The following is an 18015-nucleotide window of genomic DNA, read 5'->3' on the forward strand; positions in this document are numbered from 1 at the left end:
AGGAACCTTTTTTCATTTATAGCATAATTGCCGCAAGCCAGCCGAACAAGACGAGCGGGATATTATAAAAAGCGAATGTTGGGACACATGTACCCCAAATGTGGTGATGCTGTCCATCCATATTGAGTCCAGATGTTGGTCCGAGTGTACTGTCACTTGCAGGTGAACCTGCATCTCCTACAGCAGCTGCTGAACCAATAATCGCAATCGTTGCCATTGGGCTAAACCCTAAGTGTAAACAAAGCGGGACAAAGATCGTCGTAATAATCGGAATCGTTGCAAATGATGAGCCAATGCCCATTGTCACTAGCAGCCCCACCAATAACATGAGAATAGCTGCTAAGCTTTGGTTGTTTCCAATAAGTTGAGATGATGCCTTGACGAGAGATTCAATATCTCCTGTTTTCGTTAAAACATTGGCAAATCCAGCTGCAACAAGCATGACAAATCCGATAAATGCCATCATGTTCATGCCAGATGTAATCAGCGCATCTGCTTCATCGCGTTTCATCATTCCCGTTACAAACAAAACGAGCAAGCCTACAAGCGCACCGAAGATCATCCCTTCGACTCCAAGGCTTTGAGAGAGATATAACTGAACAATAAGTGATGCAAGGATCGCAAGCCCAGCAAAGAATAAGCTCTTTTTTGTATATGCTGATTTTTCTACATCCGTAATGTCACGATTTTCATATGTTTTTGGCTTACGGAATACAAAGAGTGAAACGATCAAACCAAGAACCATGCCGCCTACAGGAATCAGCATCGCATACGGAATGTCTGCTAAATTCACTGTTAAACCTGCATCTTTCATGTTATCACGAAGCATTCCGTGAAAAATTTGTCCAAAACCGACCGGAAGTAAAATATATGGTGCAGTAAGTCCGAAAGTCATCACACATGCTAGCAGTCTGCGGTCAATTTGAAGCTCGTTAAACACCTTTAATAATGGCGGGATTAAGACCGGAATAAAGGCAATATGAACAGGAACAACGTTTTGAGAAAAACAAGATACGATCAAAATGACCAGAATAATGAGCACTTTTGATAATGTTTTTCTTCTTGAATCGCCTTCTTTTCCAAGAAGCTTCACAGCTCCTTCGACCATGGCATCAGGAAGACCCGTTTTCGTCAGTGCGGCTGCGAATGCACCTAATAGTGCGTAACTAATCGCCACTGTCGCATTTCCGCCAAGACCGTCAGTGAACGCTTGAACTGTTCCCCCTAGACCTAATCCACCTGCAAGTCCGCCCGCTAAAGCGCCAAGTGCCAGCGCAATCACGACATTGACCCGCAGCAAGCTTAATATCAACATTAAAACAACCGCTAAAACAACTGCATTCATGGTGAAACCTCCGAAATCCTTTAGTTTACTAATGTAGTAGATAATTAAAGTACCAACGTATGTTACCATAGAAAAATTACTTCGTCAAATGGCGTATGTCCTACATAAAAAGCTCTGCCAGTTGGCAGAGCTCAGATTGTTGACAAAGGGCTAAAATGAATTTTATTTTAGCCCTTTGTCTTCTTTTCAGCGTGATAGAAAACCTTTGCAGTCTAGGAAGGACGAGCATCGGCGCGGAGCGAATTTGACATTCGTGAGCACCGAAGCGCAGGACTGACACCGAATGCGAGGGTTTGTCTACACGCTGAGCTCTGCCAGTTGGCAGAGCTTCCGTTGTTATTTCTTCGGTTCAAATCGTTCCACAAATGTCGCTAATGATCTGACCATCACACCTGTTGCTCCTGTTGGACCAAAGCATGAAGGCTTTTCTGTCGTGGCTGTTCCTGCAATATCTAAGTGAACCCAAGGGGTGTCTTCAGCGAATTCCCCAATGAATGCACCTGCCATGATCGCATGACCATCACGACCTGGTGAGTTATTCAGATCAGCCATTTTACTGTTTCTTACTCGTTTTTTATCTTTTTCGGTGATTGGCAGCTGCCAAATCATTTCCCCGCATTCTTCTGATGCCTCTTTAAACTGGGCATACAGTTCATCGTTATTGGTCATCACGCCTGTTGTTTCATTCCCAAGTGCCACAATGACACCGCCTGTTAATGTCGCAACATCCACAAGCACAGAGGCGCCATGCTGCTTCGCATAGGTCACACCATCTGCTAAAACAAGACGACCTTCTGCATCCGTGTTAAGCACTTCGATTGTTTTGCCGCTTAGTGAGACAATGACGTCATCTGGCTTCATCGCATCTGCTGAGACCATATTATCTGTTGAGGCGATGACCGCAATGACATTCTGCTCTGGACGAAGTTCACCGATGATTTCCATTGCGCCTAAAACAGAGGCTGAACCGCCCATATCTGTTTTCATCCCCACCATACTTGCTCTTGGCTTTAAGGAATACCCACCTGTATCATACGTAATGCCTTTACCGACAAGGCCGATGACGTCTGTCCATTCTTCCTTGCCTTGATATTTCAATACAATCAGCTTCGGTGGTTCTGTTGAGCCTCTATTAACGGCTAGAATACCGCCCATTCCGAGCTCTTCCATTTGTTCTTTATCTAAAATTTCAATCTCGAATTCATATTTATAAGCAAGCTCTGCCGCATAGGATGCAAGATCAGAGGACGTGAGCATGTTCGGCGGCATATTCACAAGTGTACGAGCCGAATTGACCGATTGTCCGTAGACTTCGCCCACTTTCAGACTTGCCTGAATTTCGGCAGCATCATGATCCGTTGTTGCATAAACAAATTCGATAAAGCGATCCGGTTCATTCGTTTTATGTTTAAAATCTTGTAATTCATATGTAGCTAAAAGGCAGCTTTCAGAAAGGGCATGGGCTGCATCTTGAACAGGCAGATCCTTTCCTGTAAATGTATCAAGCAAAACCGAAACTGCTTGCTTTTTATCTTGATGAAGCTTTTTAAATAAATGCGCAAACACTTCCTTTGCCTCTTCAAACGTGTAATCTGACTCCTTCCCAAGCCCGACAAAATAAATGCGTTTAATGCCGGTTTCAGGGGATGGGAAAAATTTCGAAAGCTGATTTCGCTTAGACGAAATATCGCCTTCTTTTAGTAATTCAGTGATTCTTCCTCCATGTAACTCATCCATTTCTTTTGCTTTTCCTGATAATTGGCTCTTTTGAAAAAGTCCGATGGCCAGTGTATCTTTATGTTGCAACTCATTTGTCGAGAAAAACATATTTATCACACGCTCCTTCAATGAACTCCATATTTCACATTGGAACTTCTATTATATCAAAATTTATGTGCTGATACGATCATTACCAGCCTGTCTTCCCTTGAAGAACATTTATATTTTGGCACGCGGAAGGGCATCATGAAAAAGCGGCAGCGATCAATAGCAGCCTGTCCATGGTCTCCTCGTTCCACATCTACTTTCTTTAATGTTATAATGAACATGAACTTGGCAACAGTTCTTACTGCCATCATTTTTTTATCTTACTAGGGTAAATACTTTATCATTTCGCACGTTATTTTTTCTTAAAGAGAGGATGTTTCTTGTTCATGAGCGTACTGACGAATTTTCCGCTGCTTGCCAGCCTTGCAGCCATCTTTTTTGCACAATTTGTAAAAGTACCGATTCAATTTATCATTTCTAGACGACTAGATTGGTCGCTCATTACAAGCACAGGCGGAATGCCAAGTTCACACTCCGCAGCAGTAACAGCACTCTCAACAGCAGTTGCTTTAGAGCACGGGCTAGGAACATCTATTTTTGCCATTTCCGCCATCTTTGCCATTATTACGATGTTTGATGCGACAGGTGTTCGCAGACAGGCAGGAGAACAGGCAACTGTCCTGAACAAACTGGTCACAGATTTTAACCGGTTTGTTGCCGAGGCAAAGAACTTCCCAAATGCGGAAGAAAAAGAGAAGCAAAAGAAATTGAAAGAGCTTCTTGGGCATAAGCCGATTGAAGTCTTCTTCGGCGGCTTAACAGGAATCTTGCTCACACTCATCTTAGATTATTACTTCATGTAGAAACGAAAAAGCTTTGGACCTTTTGAGATCCAAAGCTTTTTTATTCTTTATTTGCTTGAAACTGCTGCCGGAACACTTGCATCGATTCTGCTTCATTCAACTGATTTAAGTCTTTTTCTGTCAGCGTTCCTTCACCCTTTTTAATCACATAAACGTCCAGCACTTTTTTACCCCATTCTCTATACACATCATCAACCGTTTCATAATATAAATCAAGCTTATGACCTTTAATCGCTTTCCCAGTATCTGCGACTACACCATAGCCATAATTGGGGATAAACAGGACAGTTCCTATCGGAAAGACAGATGGGTCCGCTGCCACGGTTGAATATAAATCACGTTTTACTTTGACGCCTGAATATGTAATGCCATATGCATGATGTTCTTTCGTCTTACCTGTTGATTCTACACCTGCTGTATAACCTGTGGCGACAACCTTTTGCTTCGGATAATCGTTCCAATTAAATGCTTCTTCGAGAGAAACAGCTCGCAAATCGTCACTTTTCACCGCCATCGTCTGCCTTTTTGGATGCTTTAAAAAAGAAGATACGTGCTTACCGGCATCGGTCTCTTTCACCCATGCAGCTAAATCACTTGGCTCTACGCCAGATATGCCCGTAAAGCTTGTCATCAAGGCAAGCATAAACAGAACTGTCATGAACAATCGTTTCATCCATGTTTTCATCTCTATTTGTCACTCCTCTACCCATCTATTTGTTTCCAAACAAAATGGAAACTATGCAAAGGAGAAACAAAAAAACCCACTTGCGTATAGACAAGTGAGTTAAAACATTTGATAGCCTCTTTTACGAAGGGCATTGATGACAAAACCTGAGGCAATGGCACCAATTAGACCACTTAATAAAATAATGATATCCGCCGCAGCAAGAGAAACGATGCGGTCTCCTATTCCGGAAAAAGCAATGCCTGGTTCTCTTACATAAGCAATCATCTTTTGATTATTGATAATGAAAAGGCATACAATTGGATATAAAATTGCCATAATCCATGACATTCTCAGTAGCATATTCAGCAAAAAGCCAATGCCGAAGAATAACACGAAAAATAAAATAACTGAAATGATAACGACTGGTAAACTGATCACTTCATCTCCACCCCCAAATATCCCATCATTAGTTTAACTTGGAAATAGAGATGAAGTCAATCAATGGAAAAAGCCGTAAGATTAATGCTTCTTTCCTGTCCCTTTACATTCCTCACATGTTTCTGATCCGCCGAGCAATAACTGAAAGTATCCTTTTCCTGAACAATACTGACAAGTTGACTTTTTTTCTTTCGTTTGTGCATTCATATTGCTCACTCCTTAATCTAAATTTTCTGATAATTCATCATAACATATTTTTCTGTCCAGTACCAAGTGAGAAAATATTCCGTCAAACATGAAAAAACGTGTACCACAGGGATACACGTTTTTGTCTATATCGGTTTAGAAGAACTTGAATTTTCCTTTTTTCAGAACAAGTCCTGGTCCACCAACCATGAATAATGAACGGTTGTCGATGATTTTTTTCATTGCAGAAGCTTTTGTTCCTTGAAGTTTTTTACCAAACGCAACACCTACAGCGTCGTGTTCACCAAGAGAAGCAACTGTTCCTTTGATGTCTGGCTTAAAGCTTTCAAGCGTGCCACCTTTTACTAGTGCAGCAAGGTTTTTCGCTACTGTTTCACCTTGTTGCATCGCAATTTGTGCAGTAGGTGGGTATGGACGATTAATTTCTTCATTGATGATTAATGAACAGTCACCGATGATGAATACATCTTCATTTTCTGGTACACGAAGATCTGGAGACACTTTTACGCGGCCGCGCATGTTTTCAAATCCAGCTTCTTCAACGATTGGGTTACCGCGTACACCAGCAGCCCATACAACAGTTTCAGCTTTGATTTCTTCTGTATCATCGTCTTTTCCAACAATGATGCCTTCAGGCGTACATTCTTTGATCGCTGTACCGATTTTGAACTCAACACCTTTACCTTGAAGGTAGTTCATCGCATAGTCGATCAATTCAGGATCAAATCCTGGAAGAGCTGTTGGTGCAGCTTCTACACAGATAATACGCACGTCTTTTTGATCAATATCATACTCTTTGCAAAGCTCAGGTACACGGTTTCCAAGCTCACCAAGGAACTCAATACCTGTGAAGCCTGCACCGCCGACAACGATAGTTAGACGCTCTGGGCGCTTTTCAGCATCTGTATTATAAGTCGCAAATTGAAGCTCAATGTGCTCACGAAGCTGACGAGCAGAGTTGATGTTAGAGATTGAGAATGCGTATTCTTTTAGTCCTGCAATACCAAATGTTTCAGGAACAGCACCAAGCGCAACAACAAGGTAGTCATAAGAAAGTTCGCCATCTGATGTCACAACTTTCTTCTCTTCCTTATTAATGCTTTCAACTGTTGCTTGTACAAAGTTGACACGGGAACTGTTAATCACATCTTTAATTTGATAACGACAACGGTCATGATGAAGAGTACCTGCACTTGCTTCATGTAACCATGTTGTTTCGTAATGATAATTATGCTTGTTCACAAGAGTAATGTCCGCATCATTTGTGCCAAGCTGTTTTGTTAATCTTGTTACAGTCATTAATCCGCCATAACCTGCACCTAATACAACGATTTTCGGTTTATTCACTGGAATCACATCCACCTTTTTTAAATTTGCTGTAAAACGGATAAAGAATTACATATCGTTATTCTCAACCGCTTTGCGGCATTTTATGAAATTTAAACAAAAAAATAAGTATGTGAAAATCTGAACTTTCACCTACAAAAAACGAAAGCATTTGACCGTATCCGACAAAAATTCATAAAAAATTAATATTTAGTTCCCTTAACAATAATAGCGAGTTCTGCTCCTTTTTTCAAGGCTTTAAACTGAAAATCCTTAGGATAAACGGTCTTTCTCTCTTTTTTCCCCTTTTCACAGCATCGGCATCAAAAAACGACAAGTTTTTCAAAACAAGTCAAACGACGATATGTGGTATGATATGATATAGTGATAACAATTTTCATTTGGGAGGATTAAGGAATGCAAGAAGATTCTAAGGTATATGACATTACCGTTATCGGGGGCGGCCCAGTCGGATTGTTTACTGCGTTTTACGGGGGCATGAGACAGGCAAGTGTGAAAATCATTGAAAGCCTTCCTCAGCTCGGCGGTCAACTATCCGCTCTTTACCCTGAAAAATACATTTATGATGTGGCTGGTTTCCCAAAAATCCGCGCACAAGAATTAATTGATAATCTAAAGGAACAAATGGATAAATTTGATCAAACCATTTGCTTAGAGCAAGCTGTGGAAACGGTTGAAAAACAAGCAGACGGTATCTTCAAACTCGTTACGAATCAAGAGGTTCATTATTCAAAAACGATCATCATTACAGCTGGTAACGGTGCATTCCAACCGAGAAAGCTTGAGCTAAGTGCAGCAGAATCATTTGAAGGAAGCAACCTGCATTACTTCATCAATGACTTGAACCAATTCGCTGGCAGACGTGTTGCTGTTCTTGGCGGTGGAGACTCTGCGGTTGACTGGGCACTGATGCTTGAGCCAATCGCAAAAGAAGTATCGATTATTCACCGTCGTGATAAATTTCGTGCACATGAGCACAGTGTAGAAAACTTGCACAACTCGAAAGTCAATGTGCTGACACCATTTGTGCCAACTGAGCTCATTGGGGAAGACCGCATTGAACAAATTGTGCTTGAAGAAGTGAAAGGCGATAAAAAGCAAGTACTAGATGTGGACGACGTGATCGTCAACTTCGGTTTTGTTTCCTCCCTTGGACCAATCAAACAATGGGGCCTTGAAATCGAAAAGAACTCTATCGTGGTCAAATCCACAATGGAAACCAATATCGAAGGCTTCTATGCGGCAGGAGACATCTGTACGTATGAAGGAAAAGTCAAATTAATCGCAAGCGGATTTGGTGAAGCACCAACTGCTGTGAACAATGCCAAAGCTTACATGGACCCGAAAGCCCGTGTACAGCCGCTTCATTCCACAAGCTTATTTGAAAATAAATAAGAACGGATCAAAAAAAGGAGTTCCATCTGCGGAACTCCTTTTTTGTTTATTTAAAAATCCCAATATAGGCATTCGCCATTCCAAGTACCATTGCAGCGAGTAACACCACAACAATTCCTGCCACAACCAAAATCACCCGATCCTTCACACGTTCCTTTTTCGGAAGCGGCTTGTCTATCCCGCAAGATGGACATGTTTTTGAACGATACGGAATCAGTTCATGACAGTTCCTGCAATTGATTTGTTCACTCAAACCTCAGCAACCTCTTTTCTGATGACAGTTTATGTTTGGTTCTCATGATACTCTTTTCGAGTGGAAATAGCCAGTTGATGAAGTATAATGTCACGGAATTGATGTAATTACATATACAATGATTTCTTTTCAATAGTTTTACTAAATATTGCACTTATATAATATAATTGTTTATATTATTATCATTTTTATTAATAATTATAGCTTATATTATTTATGATAATTTTCTCAACTGTTGTACATTCTAATAAACCCGTATCGAATACCATTAAATTATAACCTTTTGTACTAAGTGTACTTTCGAAGACAATCCCCTGATAACTTTCAGACTGAATTTCGTTAAGGCTCTTTATATAATCCACAATAAATTGTGTAGGTAAGTATTCTAATTTACTATCCCCGCTACGAACGGGTTTAGATATCTCCATTGACATTTCATTAAATATATCTAAATTTATTGCATACATAACTGGATCTTCAAAAGTAAAAACATCTAGATTTTTTAACATTCTGAAATCAATAACTTTTAACTTTTGTTTTAGTGGAAATTTCCCTATATAAACAGTATCACTTATACTAGGTCTAATCTCACTCACTACTGTTTCAATAGCACTAGCTAAATATAGGTGACTAATTCCTTCTGAATTTGCTCTTCCGGCACTTGATTTTGGTGGATCTGGAGCTCCCATATTTTTAATCCCTAACTCTTTGTCATTCGAGATTCTCCCTCGATAGAAAATATCTTCTTCAACAAAAGTTGTTAGTTTTTCAATGTACTCATTCAATACTCCAAAATTAACATATTTTGAATGAAACCTATTTCGATATTTAATATAATTTACGAAGTCTGTCCAAGTATGACCTTTCAGTACAGATTTTTCCTCTAAATATTCTTTATTCATCCATTCAATAATTCCAACTTGATTTATTAATAATTCCATCTTATCCGGATATTTACGTTCCAGAAGAGTTTTCAAAAATGTATATATTTTATCCCCAGCAAAACCATTAAATATCTTCCATTTATTCTCGAATTGATCCCTAATACTAATTAAATTGACCTCGGGAAATCCATCCGTAATTAGCTCTGAACCTAATTTAAATATGTTTAGAATTTCATTAAACAAATTGTCCAAGCCATCGTCAGCTTTAAGATCATACACTTGAACATTTCTACTATCACAAAATGCACAATTCCCGTTATTATCCAAACTACTTATAATACTTTTTATTTCAGGTGACACAAAGCATTCAACACAACAATTCATTTATTTCACCCTCTAACTTAGTAAACTTCCCATTAGTTCAAGATGATGCATAATTGATAATTTTTTTATAGTTGCTAAACCTGGATATGTCCCCTTTTCATGATGATCTTCAAAGGACTGCATAGCAAATGTATTCATTCTTTTATCAGCCTTAATATCATAGTACCAACTCATCATTTTCCCTAATGCTTCGGAGAACTTTCCAGCAGGGTCACTTATATCAGTATTTGAATCAGAAACAAAATGCATTATTTCCAGCCCATTTTCAGAATTCGGATAAACAATGTGAAACGCAACTGCATATGGGGCGAAACCGCTTGTATTGTATTCTGCACCTACAATAGAGTAATCGGAAAATCCAATGTATCCTTCCTTTTTATAAAAGAGATGTTCCTCTGAAAAGAACTCACTTTCAATCTCTAAATAATCTGCATTTCTAGGGAGTTTATTAAATTTATCACTTAAACCTACTAAATTTTGATCGTCTAATTGTCTCCTAAAGGAATTATCAGATGGGATAATGTTTAGATCAGCTTTAACTGAAGAATAAATCTCTCTATATAATTGTATAAATTTTCTTTCGGTGTGAAAAATAACTAAATTTTCCAAACTTAAAGAAACGTCATCTGATAATTTCCGAATCTCATTTTTTGAATTTCCATTTAATTGATGTCCAATAATTACATTGTCCAAGCTCATTAGACTTAAAAATTTACTATAGATACTAGGCATTGCTAATTCTCCGTGAAATGAACCGATTTTTGGATTAGATACCAGGATTATTTTTCTAGAATTTTCTTTGAAACTATTTATTGTAGACACTAGAGTAGGGCTCAGCTTAGTAGGCTCGATAACTGGAATTACCTTTTCGCTCAAAAGATTTTTTTCTAATAATTCTCTAAGTGCTAGTAAATCATATTGCCTACCTCTAATTATTGGATAATACATTACAATTCCCCCATTATACAGTTATTTTTTTATATATTTTTTCTAATTCTATACTATTCAAATTACTTGAGTATATAATCCATCTAATAGGAATTGGAAAATATTTTATTTTTTCAAGGTCTTTAGGATTAACTCTTTTTTTCAATTGTTTAAACACCAATTTCTGAGCTTCTCTAATTTCAATTGTTTTAAACCATTGAAGAGATGTTCTAAAATATTGAACTGGCTTAGCATTAGGTAGACATTTAAACTTAAAATATAAGATTTGTTCATATTCGTTTTTTCTTAAAAGTTTAAACAAGACTTCATGATTAAGTTTGCTACTATCTAAAGTTGCTTTTTTTCTTACACTTAGGGTTTCTTTTTTGGTTAATACAATGATACCCACATTGGGATTTTTTTCTTTTATAGTCTTAAAAACTGGGTAATAATATTTTTCGGAAGTTACTATGTAGATTTCACTAAATGCTTTTGAATAATCATTCAGTTGATTATCCATTCTTTCAAGGTTATCTAAATCAGTCTTAATTTCATAAACAATCCCAAAGGTTTTATTTATTAATACAAAGTCTGCTTTAGAGTTACCAACAACAACTTCACTAAAAGCAGTTGTAGTATTTAAACTATATTTTCCTAAAACTAACTTATTAAAAAGAGTATTTTTAAAAAAGAATTCATTCCTATACTCTTTTCTCAAGATATCATAATAATTTTGAATTTCTTTATTAAAGATTTCAGCACTAAATCTATCTCTTGAAAATTTTTCTGTTAAATTTTTTTTACTAAAAAACTTATTTAAATAAATATAATTCACACTCATCACACTTTCCAATCATCTATACCAAATAAGTTTAACATTTTCTGCGATATCCAGTGCAAATATTCATATGAAATTTTTAGCATCTTGAACTTAACATTCCAATCTTCAATTTTAATTTAACCAGAATATCCATGTAATTACAAATAAATCATTTTTTAATATGATACCTCATCAATTTTCTTTAATTTGTTATATGACATTTAGAACTATCAAACTGTGTATTGGTTTTATACCTGCATAAAAAAGACTCTGAGGAAAAACTCAGATCGAAGAGAAAGTAAAGTTTTTCAGGGTAAGATGTCAAAAAAATTTTATTTTGTTTCAATTTGTTCCCATTGATGGATAACGTGTTTTCATTTTAAAAAGGCTGTCAAGAAAATCTTGACAGCCTAATCCCCATATATAGAAGGTTTTCAGTTTTAATTCAACACTCTTCCGGCGTACCGGTATTGGTAGCTGTTCTGAACGAAGAACCGCATCCGCATGATGCGATGGCGTTTGGATTGTCAATCGTGAAACCGCCGCCCATTAGTGATTGTTTGAAATCAATGATGGTGCCGTTCATGATGTCAAGGCTTTCGGAGTCGACAAGAACCTTGATGCCGTGCTGTTCGAACTGCGTGTCTTTCTCTGAGACTTCATGGTCAAAGCCCATCCCGTATGAAAGACCGCTGCAGCCGCCGCCTTTTACGCCCACTCGCAGGAACGCATTTTCTTCTTCATGTTCTTTCATCATATCTTTAATCTGCAATGCAGCAGCTTCTGTAATCGTTACTGGTGTACTCACGATCATCCCTCCTTTTGACTGGATGTTTCTTTTCAATTATAAACTTGATGATGCCTTTTCTCAAATAAATGGTTTAGAGATAGAATGTGCCGTCACAAATCGTTTCAGCAGGTCCTGTCATCAGCACATGGTCATTATCTTTCCAGCGAATGATGAGGTCTCCTCCAGCTAGATGAACGGTCATATCCGTTTCTTTTTTCGCATGTCCATTGACAATCGTTGATACAGCCGCAGCACATGCTCCTGTTCCGCACGCTTGCGTAATCCCTGATCCTCTTTCCCACACGCGAAAATGCAGTTCCGTTTCACTGACACGTTCCACAAATTCTACATTGACGCCTTCTGGAAACATGTCATGCTTTTCAATAATTGGCCCAAGCGAATTGAGCGGCGCCTGTTCAATGTCTTCTAAATAGAAGACGATATGGGGATTCCCCATTGAAACAGCCGTGCCATGTAATGTCGCCTTTCCAAAATCAAGTGCCTCATTAATTGTTGTGCTGGCCGGTTCACCAAGCATCGGCATCGCTTCTTTTTCAAAACGAGGTTTACCCATATCTACTGTCACTAACTGAACGTGACCATCCTGCACATGAACGGTCGCTTCAACGAGTCCTGACAATGTCTCAATCTGGAACGTTGTATCTGTTACGATTTGATGCTCATACACATATTTTGCCACGCAACGCAGACCGTTACCGCAGTTTTTCCCCTCTGATCCATCATTGTTGAAAATGCGCATCTTCACAGGCGCAACATCTGATGGGCAAATGAGGATCATTCCGTCTGAACCGATACCTGTATAAACAGAAGAAACGCGGATCGCTATCTCTGACAGCTGCTCTTCTGAAAGCTGTTCCTTCATCTGATTGACGTATATATAATTGTTTCCTAGTCCGTGCATTTTCGTGAATTGAAATGATGTCATGAGCGTCCTCCAAAAATGTTGTTTCTTTATAGTATAAAAGGAGTCGATTCAGGAGACAATCTTATCATCCCCCGTTTTTCATACATAGAAGCTCTTTGCTGCCATGGCAAAGGGCTTTTATTATGCATATGCCTCTTTTTCTCTCGTGTGATGCTTCATTTTGATGATATTTTATTAGCATAACATATTGGATGCGCTTTCTACACTTTTTCCTAAAAAATGGAAACTGAATATATGAAAAAAATGCACCTCATGACCCATGTGGTGCATTTAAAACATGTCGTTTTCCTCTATAAAAGCATAAATACGCTCGACTAGCTGCTCTGCATTTTCTCCTGAAACAAATTCTCCATTCACAAGCGCAAATGGGGAGTCCATACATTTGCCGCAGTAGCTTAAACAACCGTATTCCATTACATCTAAGTTTGGGTCTTTTTCTAGCTTCTCTTTTGCTTCTTGAGACCCTTGTGCAAGATTACTTACACAAAATTCGATCAGTGGAAACACTGTGCTTCACCTCACATTTGCCTTACTATCCTACCGAAATTCCTTCTATTAGTCAAAACATGAGCTTCAATAAATCGTTACGCCTATTCCACGTAAAATGTTTTACTATTTAGGACTAAGTAATGAATATGTAGGTTATTTTGAAACAATTATTGTGGTTTCACAGTAAATTCGATATAATTTTATTTGGTATTTTAACTTAAAGTTTTTTAGTATAAGTGTTTTTCAATGTCTAGGGGGAAAAGGAGAATCGTCATGAAAAATTTAGTCTTGATCGGCGGAGGTTACGGGAATATGCGGGTTCTCCACCGCTTATTGCCAAATCAATTACCTGATGATGTTACTATCACATTAATTGATCGAAATCCTTACCACTGTTTAAAAACAGAATATTATGCACTTGCTGCTGGAACGATCTCTGATCATCACATTCGAGTATCTTTTCCAGAGCATCCAAAGCTGGATATTCAATACGGGGAAGTAGAAAAAATTGATATTGAAAACAAACAGATCTTATTTAGCGACCGTGAACCGATTCCATATGATGATACGGTAATCGGACTCGGCTGTGAGGACAAGTATCACAATGTCCCTGGGGCGAAAGAACATACATACAGCATTCAAACCATTGATCAGTCAAGACTTGCGTATAACAAATTAAACAATTTGAGCGCAGGTGCAACAGTTGGCATTGTCGGTGCTGGACTTAGCGGGGTAGAGCTAGCCAGTGAACTGCGTGAAAGCCGCTCTGATTTAAACATCATTCTTTTTGACCGCGGAGAACTGATTCTTTCCAGTTTCCCAAAAAGATTAAGTTTATATGTACAAAAATGGTTTGAAGAAAACGATGTAAAGATCATTAACTGCGCCAATATTACAAAGGTTGAAGAAGGAGTTGTGTACAACCATGACGATGCAATTGAAGCAGATGTCATCGTGTGGACAGCAGGAATTCAGCCAAGTAAAGTCGTGCGAGATATGGATGTTGAAAAAGATGCACAAGGCCGTGTCGTCTTAACTCCTCATCACAATCTCCCTGGAGATGAGCATGTCTATGTCGTAGGTGACTGCGCAAGCTTGCCTCATGCACCAAGTGCACAGCTTGCCGAGGCACAGGCAGAGCAAATTGTGCAATCTCTACAGAAACGCTGGAAAAATGAGCCACTTCCTGAGGCTTACCCGCAGTTTAAGTTAAAAGGCGTACTCGGCTCTTTAGGGAAAAAAGCCGGCTTTGGCTTAGTAGCGGATCGCCCGCTTGTTGGTCGTGTTCCAAGACTCTTAAAATCTGGACTTCTTTGGATGTACAAGCATCACAATGGATAAAATGATGTGAATTTTTTCTCAAAGCTCCTTCTAATGAAGGAGCTTTTATTATGAAACGGCATGTACCGATGGATGGTTCACTTTGATAGGAGCAAGCGCAAGGATGCAGTCTTTACGAAACGTTCTGATCGTCTTCTTCGATAAACAATACGCTTGTATGAACTGTTCAGTTTGACGATGTACAATGATTTTTCGTTTCGAGCACTCTCCAGTTTTCTTCATATAAATCATATCAATCGGTATTTGTTGATGAAGAGATTGTTTTAGTAAATAATTCATGATGCTCACGCTCCTTTCATCTCATTATAACCGAACAAACGTTCTAAATCAACCTAAAAAGGAACGTTTGTTCTGTTTGTTTTCCTAAAAAAAGAACAGCTCATTCACTGCTCTCTCGGTACCCGTATTTCTCCATTTCTTGATAAATATCTTTTAATTTCGGATTGCCCTCTCCAACAATCTGATCCTCAACAAGGACAAGTGGATAAAAGAATTCATCATCAAGAATTCGTTCAGATAATTCTTTTTGGCGTTCGTTTTCAGGCGGGTGCTCAATATCGATATATGTGATGCGAAACGGCTGATTTGGATATTTTCGTTTTAATGCTGCATCTAGCCACTCAAATGTATCTTTTGAAGAAGGCAGATTCACGCAACTAGCGCACAGGACATCTCTTCCATATACATAAAGGTCAACGGTTTTGTTCATTTGACAAGCCCCCTATTCTTTCTTTATTTTAGCTGAATTTTCTGTATGAAAAAAGTCAAAATCACTTTTTGTTTCAAGATGAGATTGTGCTATAATGAGAAGGAAACTTTGAAACCAATCAATAGATTTTTATCGTCCAGATGAATATAATGGTGATATGTTGTGAAAGGAGCGATTATATCTAATGACTGAAGTCGAAATGAAAGACCAAGTACAGGAAGTACTGGACAAACTTCGTCCATTTCTATTACGTGATGGTGGAGACTGTGAGCTTGTAGACATTGAAGATGGCATTGTGAAATTACGCCTTCTTGGTGCATGCGGCAGCTGCCCAAGTTCAACCATTACATTGAAAGCCGGTATTGAGCGCGCATTATTAGAAGAAGTACCTGGCGTTGTAGAAGTTGAACAGGTTTTCTAATTCATATATGACATGAAAACGACCCTTACTGGGTCGTTTTTTAATTAGGATAATTTCTCTCTAAACCATTCTTGAATAAAAGTCAGTCTTTGAATACGCTGCCCAGGGTGGCCGCTTCTCGATAAATCATGAGAAGCCTTGGGAAACTTGACTAATCTCGTATCTTTTCCAAGTTCCTTCAATGCCACAAAAAGCTGTTCTCCTTGATCGACTGGGCAGCGGTAGTCTTCATCACTGTGCAGGATGAGAAGCGGTGTGTTCACCTGTTTTACATACTTTAGCGGCGAACGATCCCATAGCTTATCAACAGAGTCATAAATATCCCCATCAATCTGCCATTTTGTAAAGAAATAGCCGATATCACTGATGCCATAAAAGCTAATCCAATTTGAGATGGAACGCTGTGTAACAGCTGCACGGAAACGGTCGGTCTGTCCGACAATCCAATTGGTCATAAAACCGCCATAGCTGCCGCCCGTTACGCCAAGCCTTGTTTCATCAATAAAGTCATAGGCTTCGAGCACATGATCAACAGCCAGCATGACATCCTCATAATCAACGTCACCATAGCTGCCTCTTACCCGATCCGTAAACATCTGTCCGTACCCATGACTGCCATGAGGATTGATGTACACAATCGCATACCCTTCAGCGGCGAGCATTTGAAATTCATGAAAATACGTATGACCGTACATCGCATGCGGTCCGCCATGAATTTCTAAGATTAGTGGATATGTCTTCCCCTCTTCCATCTGAGCAGGCTTCATAAACCAGCCACGTACAACGTCTCCATCTTTTGACTGGAAAGAAATTGGTTCAGGTTCGGATATGACATGTTCCTTTAGAAAGTCATCATGCTCAAACGTGATTTGCTTGAGTGAGGATTCCCCTAAAGTCAGCTCATACAGCTCACTAGGCGAGACAGGTGAAAGACGGCTGATCAGCATTTTTGATTCGTCTGGATGAAGACTGAAATTCGTCACATGTTCTGCCTCTAAACGAACGGGATAGGCTAAGCCCTCAATAGAGAAATAATAAATTCCGGTACTCCCTTGATCAGAAACAAGCGCATAAAACCCCTGACTATCCTTTGTCCATTGTGGAAACTGATTGGCCTCACCCATAACACTATCCCCTGCCATACAGTTTCCTACATACATATCGAGCATTTCTGATAATTGAACGGTCTTTTTCTCCTTCAGGTCATGCAGCCACAATGATGGGAAGGTTGCATTCTGAAATTCACGTTCGTGCCCAATGTACAAAAGGCTTTCTCCATTTGGAGAAAATGATACAGTCGTGTAAGCGCCTGTTGATTGGGTAATTTTCTTGGATGTACCGCCCTCTAAGGAAAGGAGACAGATATCACTTATGTAAAACGTCTGAGGATTTGATTGAATATACGCAAGCCACTTCCCGCAAGGAGAGATGACATGATTCACATGATGATGCGACTCACTCGTAACCATCTCTACCTCGCCGGAACGGACATCGATTTTTACAATTTGCGTCAGACGCCCATCTAAAAAGCCTCTGCCATCTGCTTTATAAGTCAAATCATCATATACGGCCGGAGCAAAGTCATCGCACTCTTCCTTTTTTTCATCATGAGCAGATTCATCTTGTTTTAATGAGACCGCTGCATAAATGAACGCTCCATCCGGTGAAAATACAGGATGAGAGATGCCGTAAGGAATATTCGTTAAGGTACGTATGCCGCCGCCATCGCTCTGAATGAGTGCGAGCTGAGGGACTTCCTTTGGCTTCTGCAAAATAAACGCAAGCTGCTTTCCGTCTTTTGACCATGCTGGTTGATGATGCTTTCCATCATCAAATGTCCATTGAGACAGCTCCCCTGTCTCTTCATCTCGAACCCATAAATGAATATTGTAATCATCCTTTTTTTCATTCACCGTTACTTTTGTAAAAACAGCCTTTTTTCCATCTGGTGAATAAACTGGATGAGAAACAGACACGATTTGTGTTAAATCCTCTGCTGTTATCAATTTCTTCATCAATAGA

Annotated in this window: 19 protein-coding genes and 1 pseudogene; 4 read left to right on the forward strand and 16 right to left on the reverse strand. The window is 39.1% G+C overall.

From position 1 onward, the window contains the following. Window positions 1-16: 16 nt before the first annotated feature. On the reverse strand, window positions 17-1345 hold the full coding sequence (locus LCD32_RS14390) for a Na+/H+ antiporter family protein (RefSeq protein ID WP_224564063.1): 1329 nt from the start codon (window positions 1343-1345) through the stop codon (window positions 17-19). A 336-nt stretch (window positions 1346-1681) separates the two neighbouring features. Further along, window positions 1682-3172: a leucyl aminopeptidase gene (locus LCD32_RS14395; protein WP_008346787.1), complete on the reverse strand. Its 1491-nt coding sequence runs from the start codon at window positions 3170-3172 to the stop codon at window positions 1682-1684. A gap of 326 nt (window positions 3173-3498) precedes the next feature. On the opposite strand from LCD32_RS14395, the gene LCD32_RS14400 reads away from it, so the two are divergent. After that, window positions 3499-3975, forward strand: a complete 477-nt coding sequence (locus LCD32_RS14400; RefSeq protein WP_008346791.1) for a divergent PAP2 family protein — start codon at window positions 3499-3501, stop codon at window positions 3973-3975. Window positions 3976-4015: 40 nt separating this feature from the next. Here the strand turns inward: LCD32_RS14400 and LCD32_RS14405 are convergent, their stop codons facing one another. The 4 genes from LCD32_RS14405 to LCD32_RS14420 form a co-directional block, all read right to left on the reverse strand. Next, complete coding sequence (locus LCD32_RS14405; protein WP_024719745.1) at window positions 4016-4660, reverse strand: 3D domain-containing protein; 645 nt, start codon at window positions 4658-4660, stop codon at window positions 4016-4018. A 99-nt stretch (window positions 4661-4759) separates the two neighbouring features. Further along, complete coding sequence (locus LCD32_RS14410; RefSeq protein WP_003212933.1) at window positions 4760-5080, reverse strand: YuiB family protein; 321 nt, start codon at window positions 5078-5080, stop codon at window positions 4760-4762. Between the two features lie 81 nt (window positions 5081-5161). Then, entirely contained in the window at window positions 5162-5287 is a 126-nt protein-coding gene (locus tag LCD32_RS14415; protein ID WP_008346797.1) for a YuiA family protein, read from the reverse strand. A gap of 135 nt (window positions 5288-5422) precedes the next feature. Then, a complete protein-coding gene (locus LCD32_RS14420; protein WP_162149727.1) occupies window positions 5423-6640 on the reverse strand; it encodes an NAD(P)/FAD-dependent oxidoreductase in 1218 nt (405 codons plus the stop codon). A gap of 390 nt (window positions 6641-7030) precedes the next feature. Here LCD32_RS14420 and yumC point away from each other — a divergent pair, with 390 nt between their 5' ends. Then, the gene (yumC, locus tag LCD32_RS14425; RefSeq protein WP_039168937.1) at window positions 7031-8029 is read left to right on the forward strand and encodes a ferredoxin--NADP reductase 2; all 999 of its coding nucleotides are present in this window, start codon (window positions 7031-7033) and stop codon (window positions 8027-8029) included. Between the two features lie 46 nt (window positions 8030-8075). On the opposite strand, the gene LCD32_RS14430 is transcribed toward yumC, so the two are convergent. The 7 genes from LCD32_RS14430 to LCD32_RS14460 form a co-directional block, all read right to left on the reverse strand. Then, window positions 8076-8282 (reverse strand): hypothetical protein, encoded by a 207-nt coding sequence (locus tag LCD32_RS14430; RefSeq protein ID WP_008346803.1) that lies wholly within the window; start codon window positions 8280-8282, stop codon window positions 8076-8078. A gap of 191 nt (window positions 8283-8473) precedes the next feature. After that, a complete protein-coding gene (locus LCD32_RS14435; RefSeq protein WP_148779665.1) occupies window positions 8474-9550 on the reverse strand; it encodes an RES family NAD+ phosphorylase in 1077 nt (358 codons plus the stop codon). Between the two features lie 12 nt (window positions 9551-9562). Beyond that, entirely contained in the window at window positions 9563-10498 is a 936-nt protein-coding gene (locus LCD32_RS14440; protein WP_148779666.1) for a sce7725 family protein, read from the reverse strand. A 13-nt stretch (window positions 10499-10511) separates the two neighbouring features. Beyond that, on the reverse strand, window positions 10512-11312 hold the full coding sequence (locus tag LCD32_RS14445) for a sce7726 family protein (RefSeq protein WP_187424749.1): 801 nt from the start codon (window positions 11310-11312) through the stop codon (window positions 10512-10514). Window positions 11313-11742: 430 nt separating this feature from the next. Beyond that, window positions 11743-12105, reverse strand: coding sequence for an iron-sulfur cluster insertion protein ErpA (erpA, locus tag LCD32_RS14450; protein ID WP_008357254.1), 363 nt, complete (start codon window positions 12103-12105; stop codon window positions 11743-11745). 73 nt (window positions 12106-12178) lie between these two features. Continuing rightward, window positions 12179-13033, reverse strand: a complete 855-nt coding sequence (gene dapF, locus LCD32_RS14455; protein ID WP_224564068.1) for a diaminopimelate epimerase — start codon at window positions 13031-13033, stop codon at window positions 12179-12181. A gap of 270 nt (window positions 13034-13303) precedes the next feature. Then, window positions 13304-13540: a YuzB family protein gene (locus tag LCD32_RS14460; protein WP_008346813.1), complete on the reverse strand. Its 237-nt coding sequence runs from the start codon at window positions 13538-13540 to the stop codon at window positions 13304-13306. A 255-nt stretch (window positions 13541-13795) separates the two neighbouring features. Between LCD32_RS14460 and LCD32_RS14465 the strand changes: the two genes are divergently transcribed. Beyond that, window positions 13796-14863, forward strand: coding sequence for an NAD(P)/FAD-dependent oxidoreductase (locus LCD32_RS14465; RefSeq protein ID WP_017367978.1), 1068 nt, complete (start codon window positions 13796-13798; stop codon window positions 14861-14863). Between the two features lie 48 nt (window positions 14864-14911). On the opposite strand, the gene LCD32_RS14470 is transcribed toward LCD32_RS14465, so the two are convergent. Together LCD32_RS14470 and LCD32_RS14475 are read right to left on the reverse strand one after the other, a co-directional pair. Continuing rightward, complete coding sequence (locus tag LCD32_RS14470) at window positions 14912-15142, reverse strand: hypothetical protein (protein WP_057079127.1); 231 nt, start codon at window positions 15140-15142, stop codon at window positions 14912-14914. A 100-nt stretch (window positions 15143-15242) separates the two neighbouring features. Further along, the gene (locus LCD32_RS14475; protein WP_017367980.1) at window positions 15243-15572 is read right to left on the reverse strand and encodes a YuzD family protein; all 330 of its coding nucleotides are present in this window, start codon (window positions 15570-15572) and stop codon (window positions 15243-15245) included. 121 nt (window positions 15573-15693) lie between these two features. On the opposite strand from LCD32_RS14475, the pseudogene LCD32_RS14480 reads away from it, so the two are divergent. Then, window positions 15694-15993: pseudogene (locus tag LCD32_RS14480) on the forward strand (NifU family protein). 44 nt (window positions 15994-16037) lie between these two features. On the opposite strand, the gene LCD32_RS14485 reads toward LCD32_RS14480, so the two are convergent. Continuing rightward, window positions 16038-18008 carry a S9 family peptidase gene (locus LCD32_RS14485; RefSeq protein WP_224564071.1) on the reverse strand — a complete coding sequence of 657 codons (1971 nt, stop codon included), beginning with the start codon at window positions 18006-18008 and terminating at the stop codon, window positions 16038-16040. Between the last annotated feature and the right edge of the window lie 7 nt (window positions 18009-18015).

It is taken from the genome of Bacillus sp. RSS_NA_20, assembly GCF_020165915.1.
Lineage (GTDB): Bacteria > Bacillota > Bacilli > Bacillales > Bacillaceae > Bacillus > Bacillus altitudinis.

What these genes read in the sequence shown, in the direction of transcription:
- LCD32_RS14415 (WP_008346797.1), bottom strand. Translation starts at nt 5,287, where the DNA reads ATGAATGCACAAACGAAAGAAAAAAAGTCAACTTGTCAGTATTGTTCA.
- LCD32_RS14435 (WP_148779665.1), bottom strand. Translation starts at nt 9,550, where the DNA reads ATGAATTGTTGTGTTGAATGCTTTGTGTCACCTGAAATAAAAAGTATT.
- LCD32_RS14405 (WP_024719745.1), bottom strand. Translation starts at nt 4,660, where the DNA reads ATGAAAACATGGATGAAACGATTGTTCATGACAGTTCTGTTTATGCTT.
- LCD32_RS14390 (WP_224564063.1), bottom strand. Translation starts at nt 1,345, where the DNA reads ATGAATGCAGTTGTTTTAGCGGTTGTTTTAATGTTGATATTAAGCTTG.
- LCD32_RS14395 (WP_008346787.1), bottom strand. Translation starts at nt 3,172, where the DNA reads ATGTTTTTCTCGACAAATGAGTTGCAACATAAAGATACACTGGCCATC.
- LCD32_RS14475 (WP_017367980.1), bottom strand. Translation starts at nt 15,572, where the DNA reads ATGAACAAAACCGTTGACCTTTATGTATATGGAAGAGATGTCCTGTGC.
- LCD32_RS14400 (WP_008346791.1), top strand. Translation starts at nt 3,499, where the DNA reads ATGAGCGTACTGACGAATTTTCCGCTGCTTGCCAGCCTTGCAGCCATC.
- LCD32_RS14470 (WP_057079127.1), bottom strand. Translation starts at nt 15,142, where the DNA reads ATGAATTATTTACTAAAACAATCTCTTCATCAACAAATACCGATTGAT.
- LCD32_RS14485 (WP_224564071.1), bottom strand. Translation starts at nt 18,008, where the DNA reads ATGAAGAAATTGATAACAGCAGAGGATTTAACACAAATCGTGTCTGTT.
- dapF (WP_224564068.1), bottom strand. Translation starts at nt 13,033, where the DNA reads ATGACATCATTTCAATTCACGAAAATGCACGGACTAGGAAACAATTAT.
- yumC (WP_039168937.1), top strand. Translation starts at nt 7,031, where the DNA reads ATGCAAGAAGATTCTAAGGTATATGACATTACCGTTATCGGGGGCGGC.
- LCD32_RS14440 (WP_148779666.1), bottom strand. Translation starts at nt 10,498, where the DNA reads ATGTATTATCCAATAATTAGAGGTAGGCAATATGATTTACTAGCACTT.
- LCD32_RS14465 (WP_017367978.1), top strand. Translation starts at nt 13,796, where the DNA reads ATGAAAAATTTAGTCTTGATCGGCGGAGGTTACGGGAATATGCGGGTT.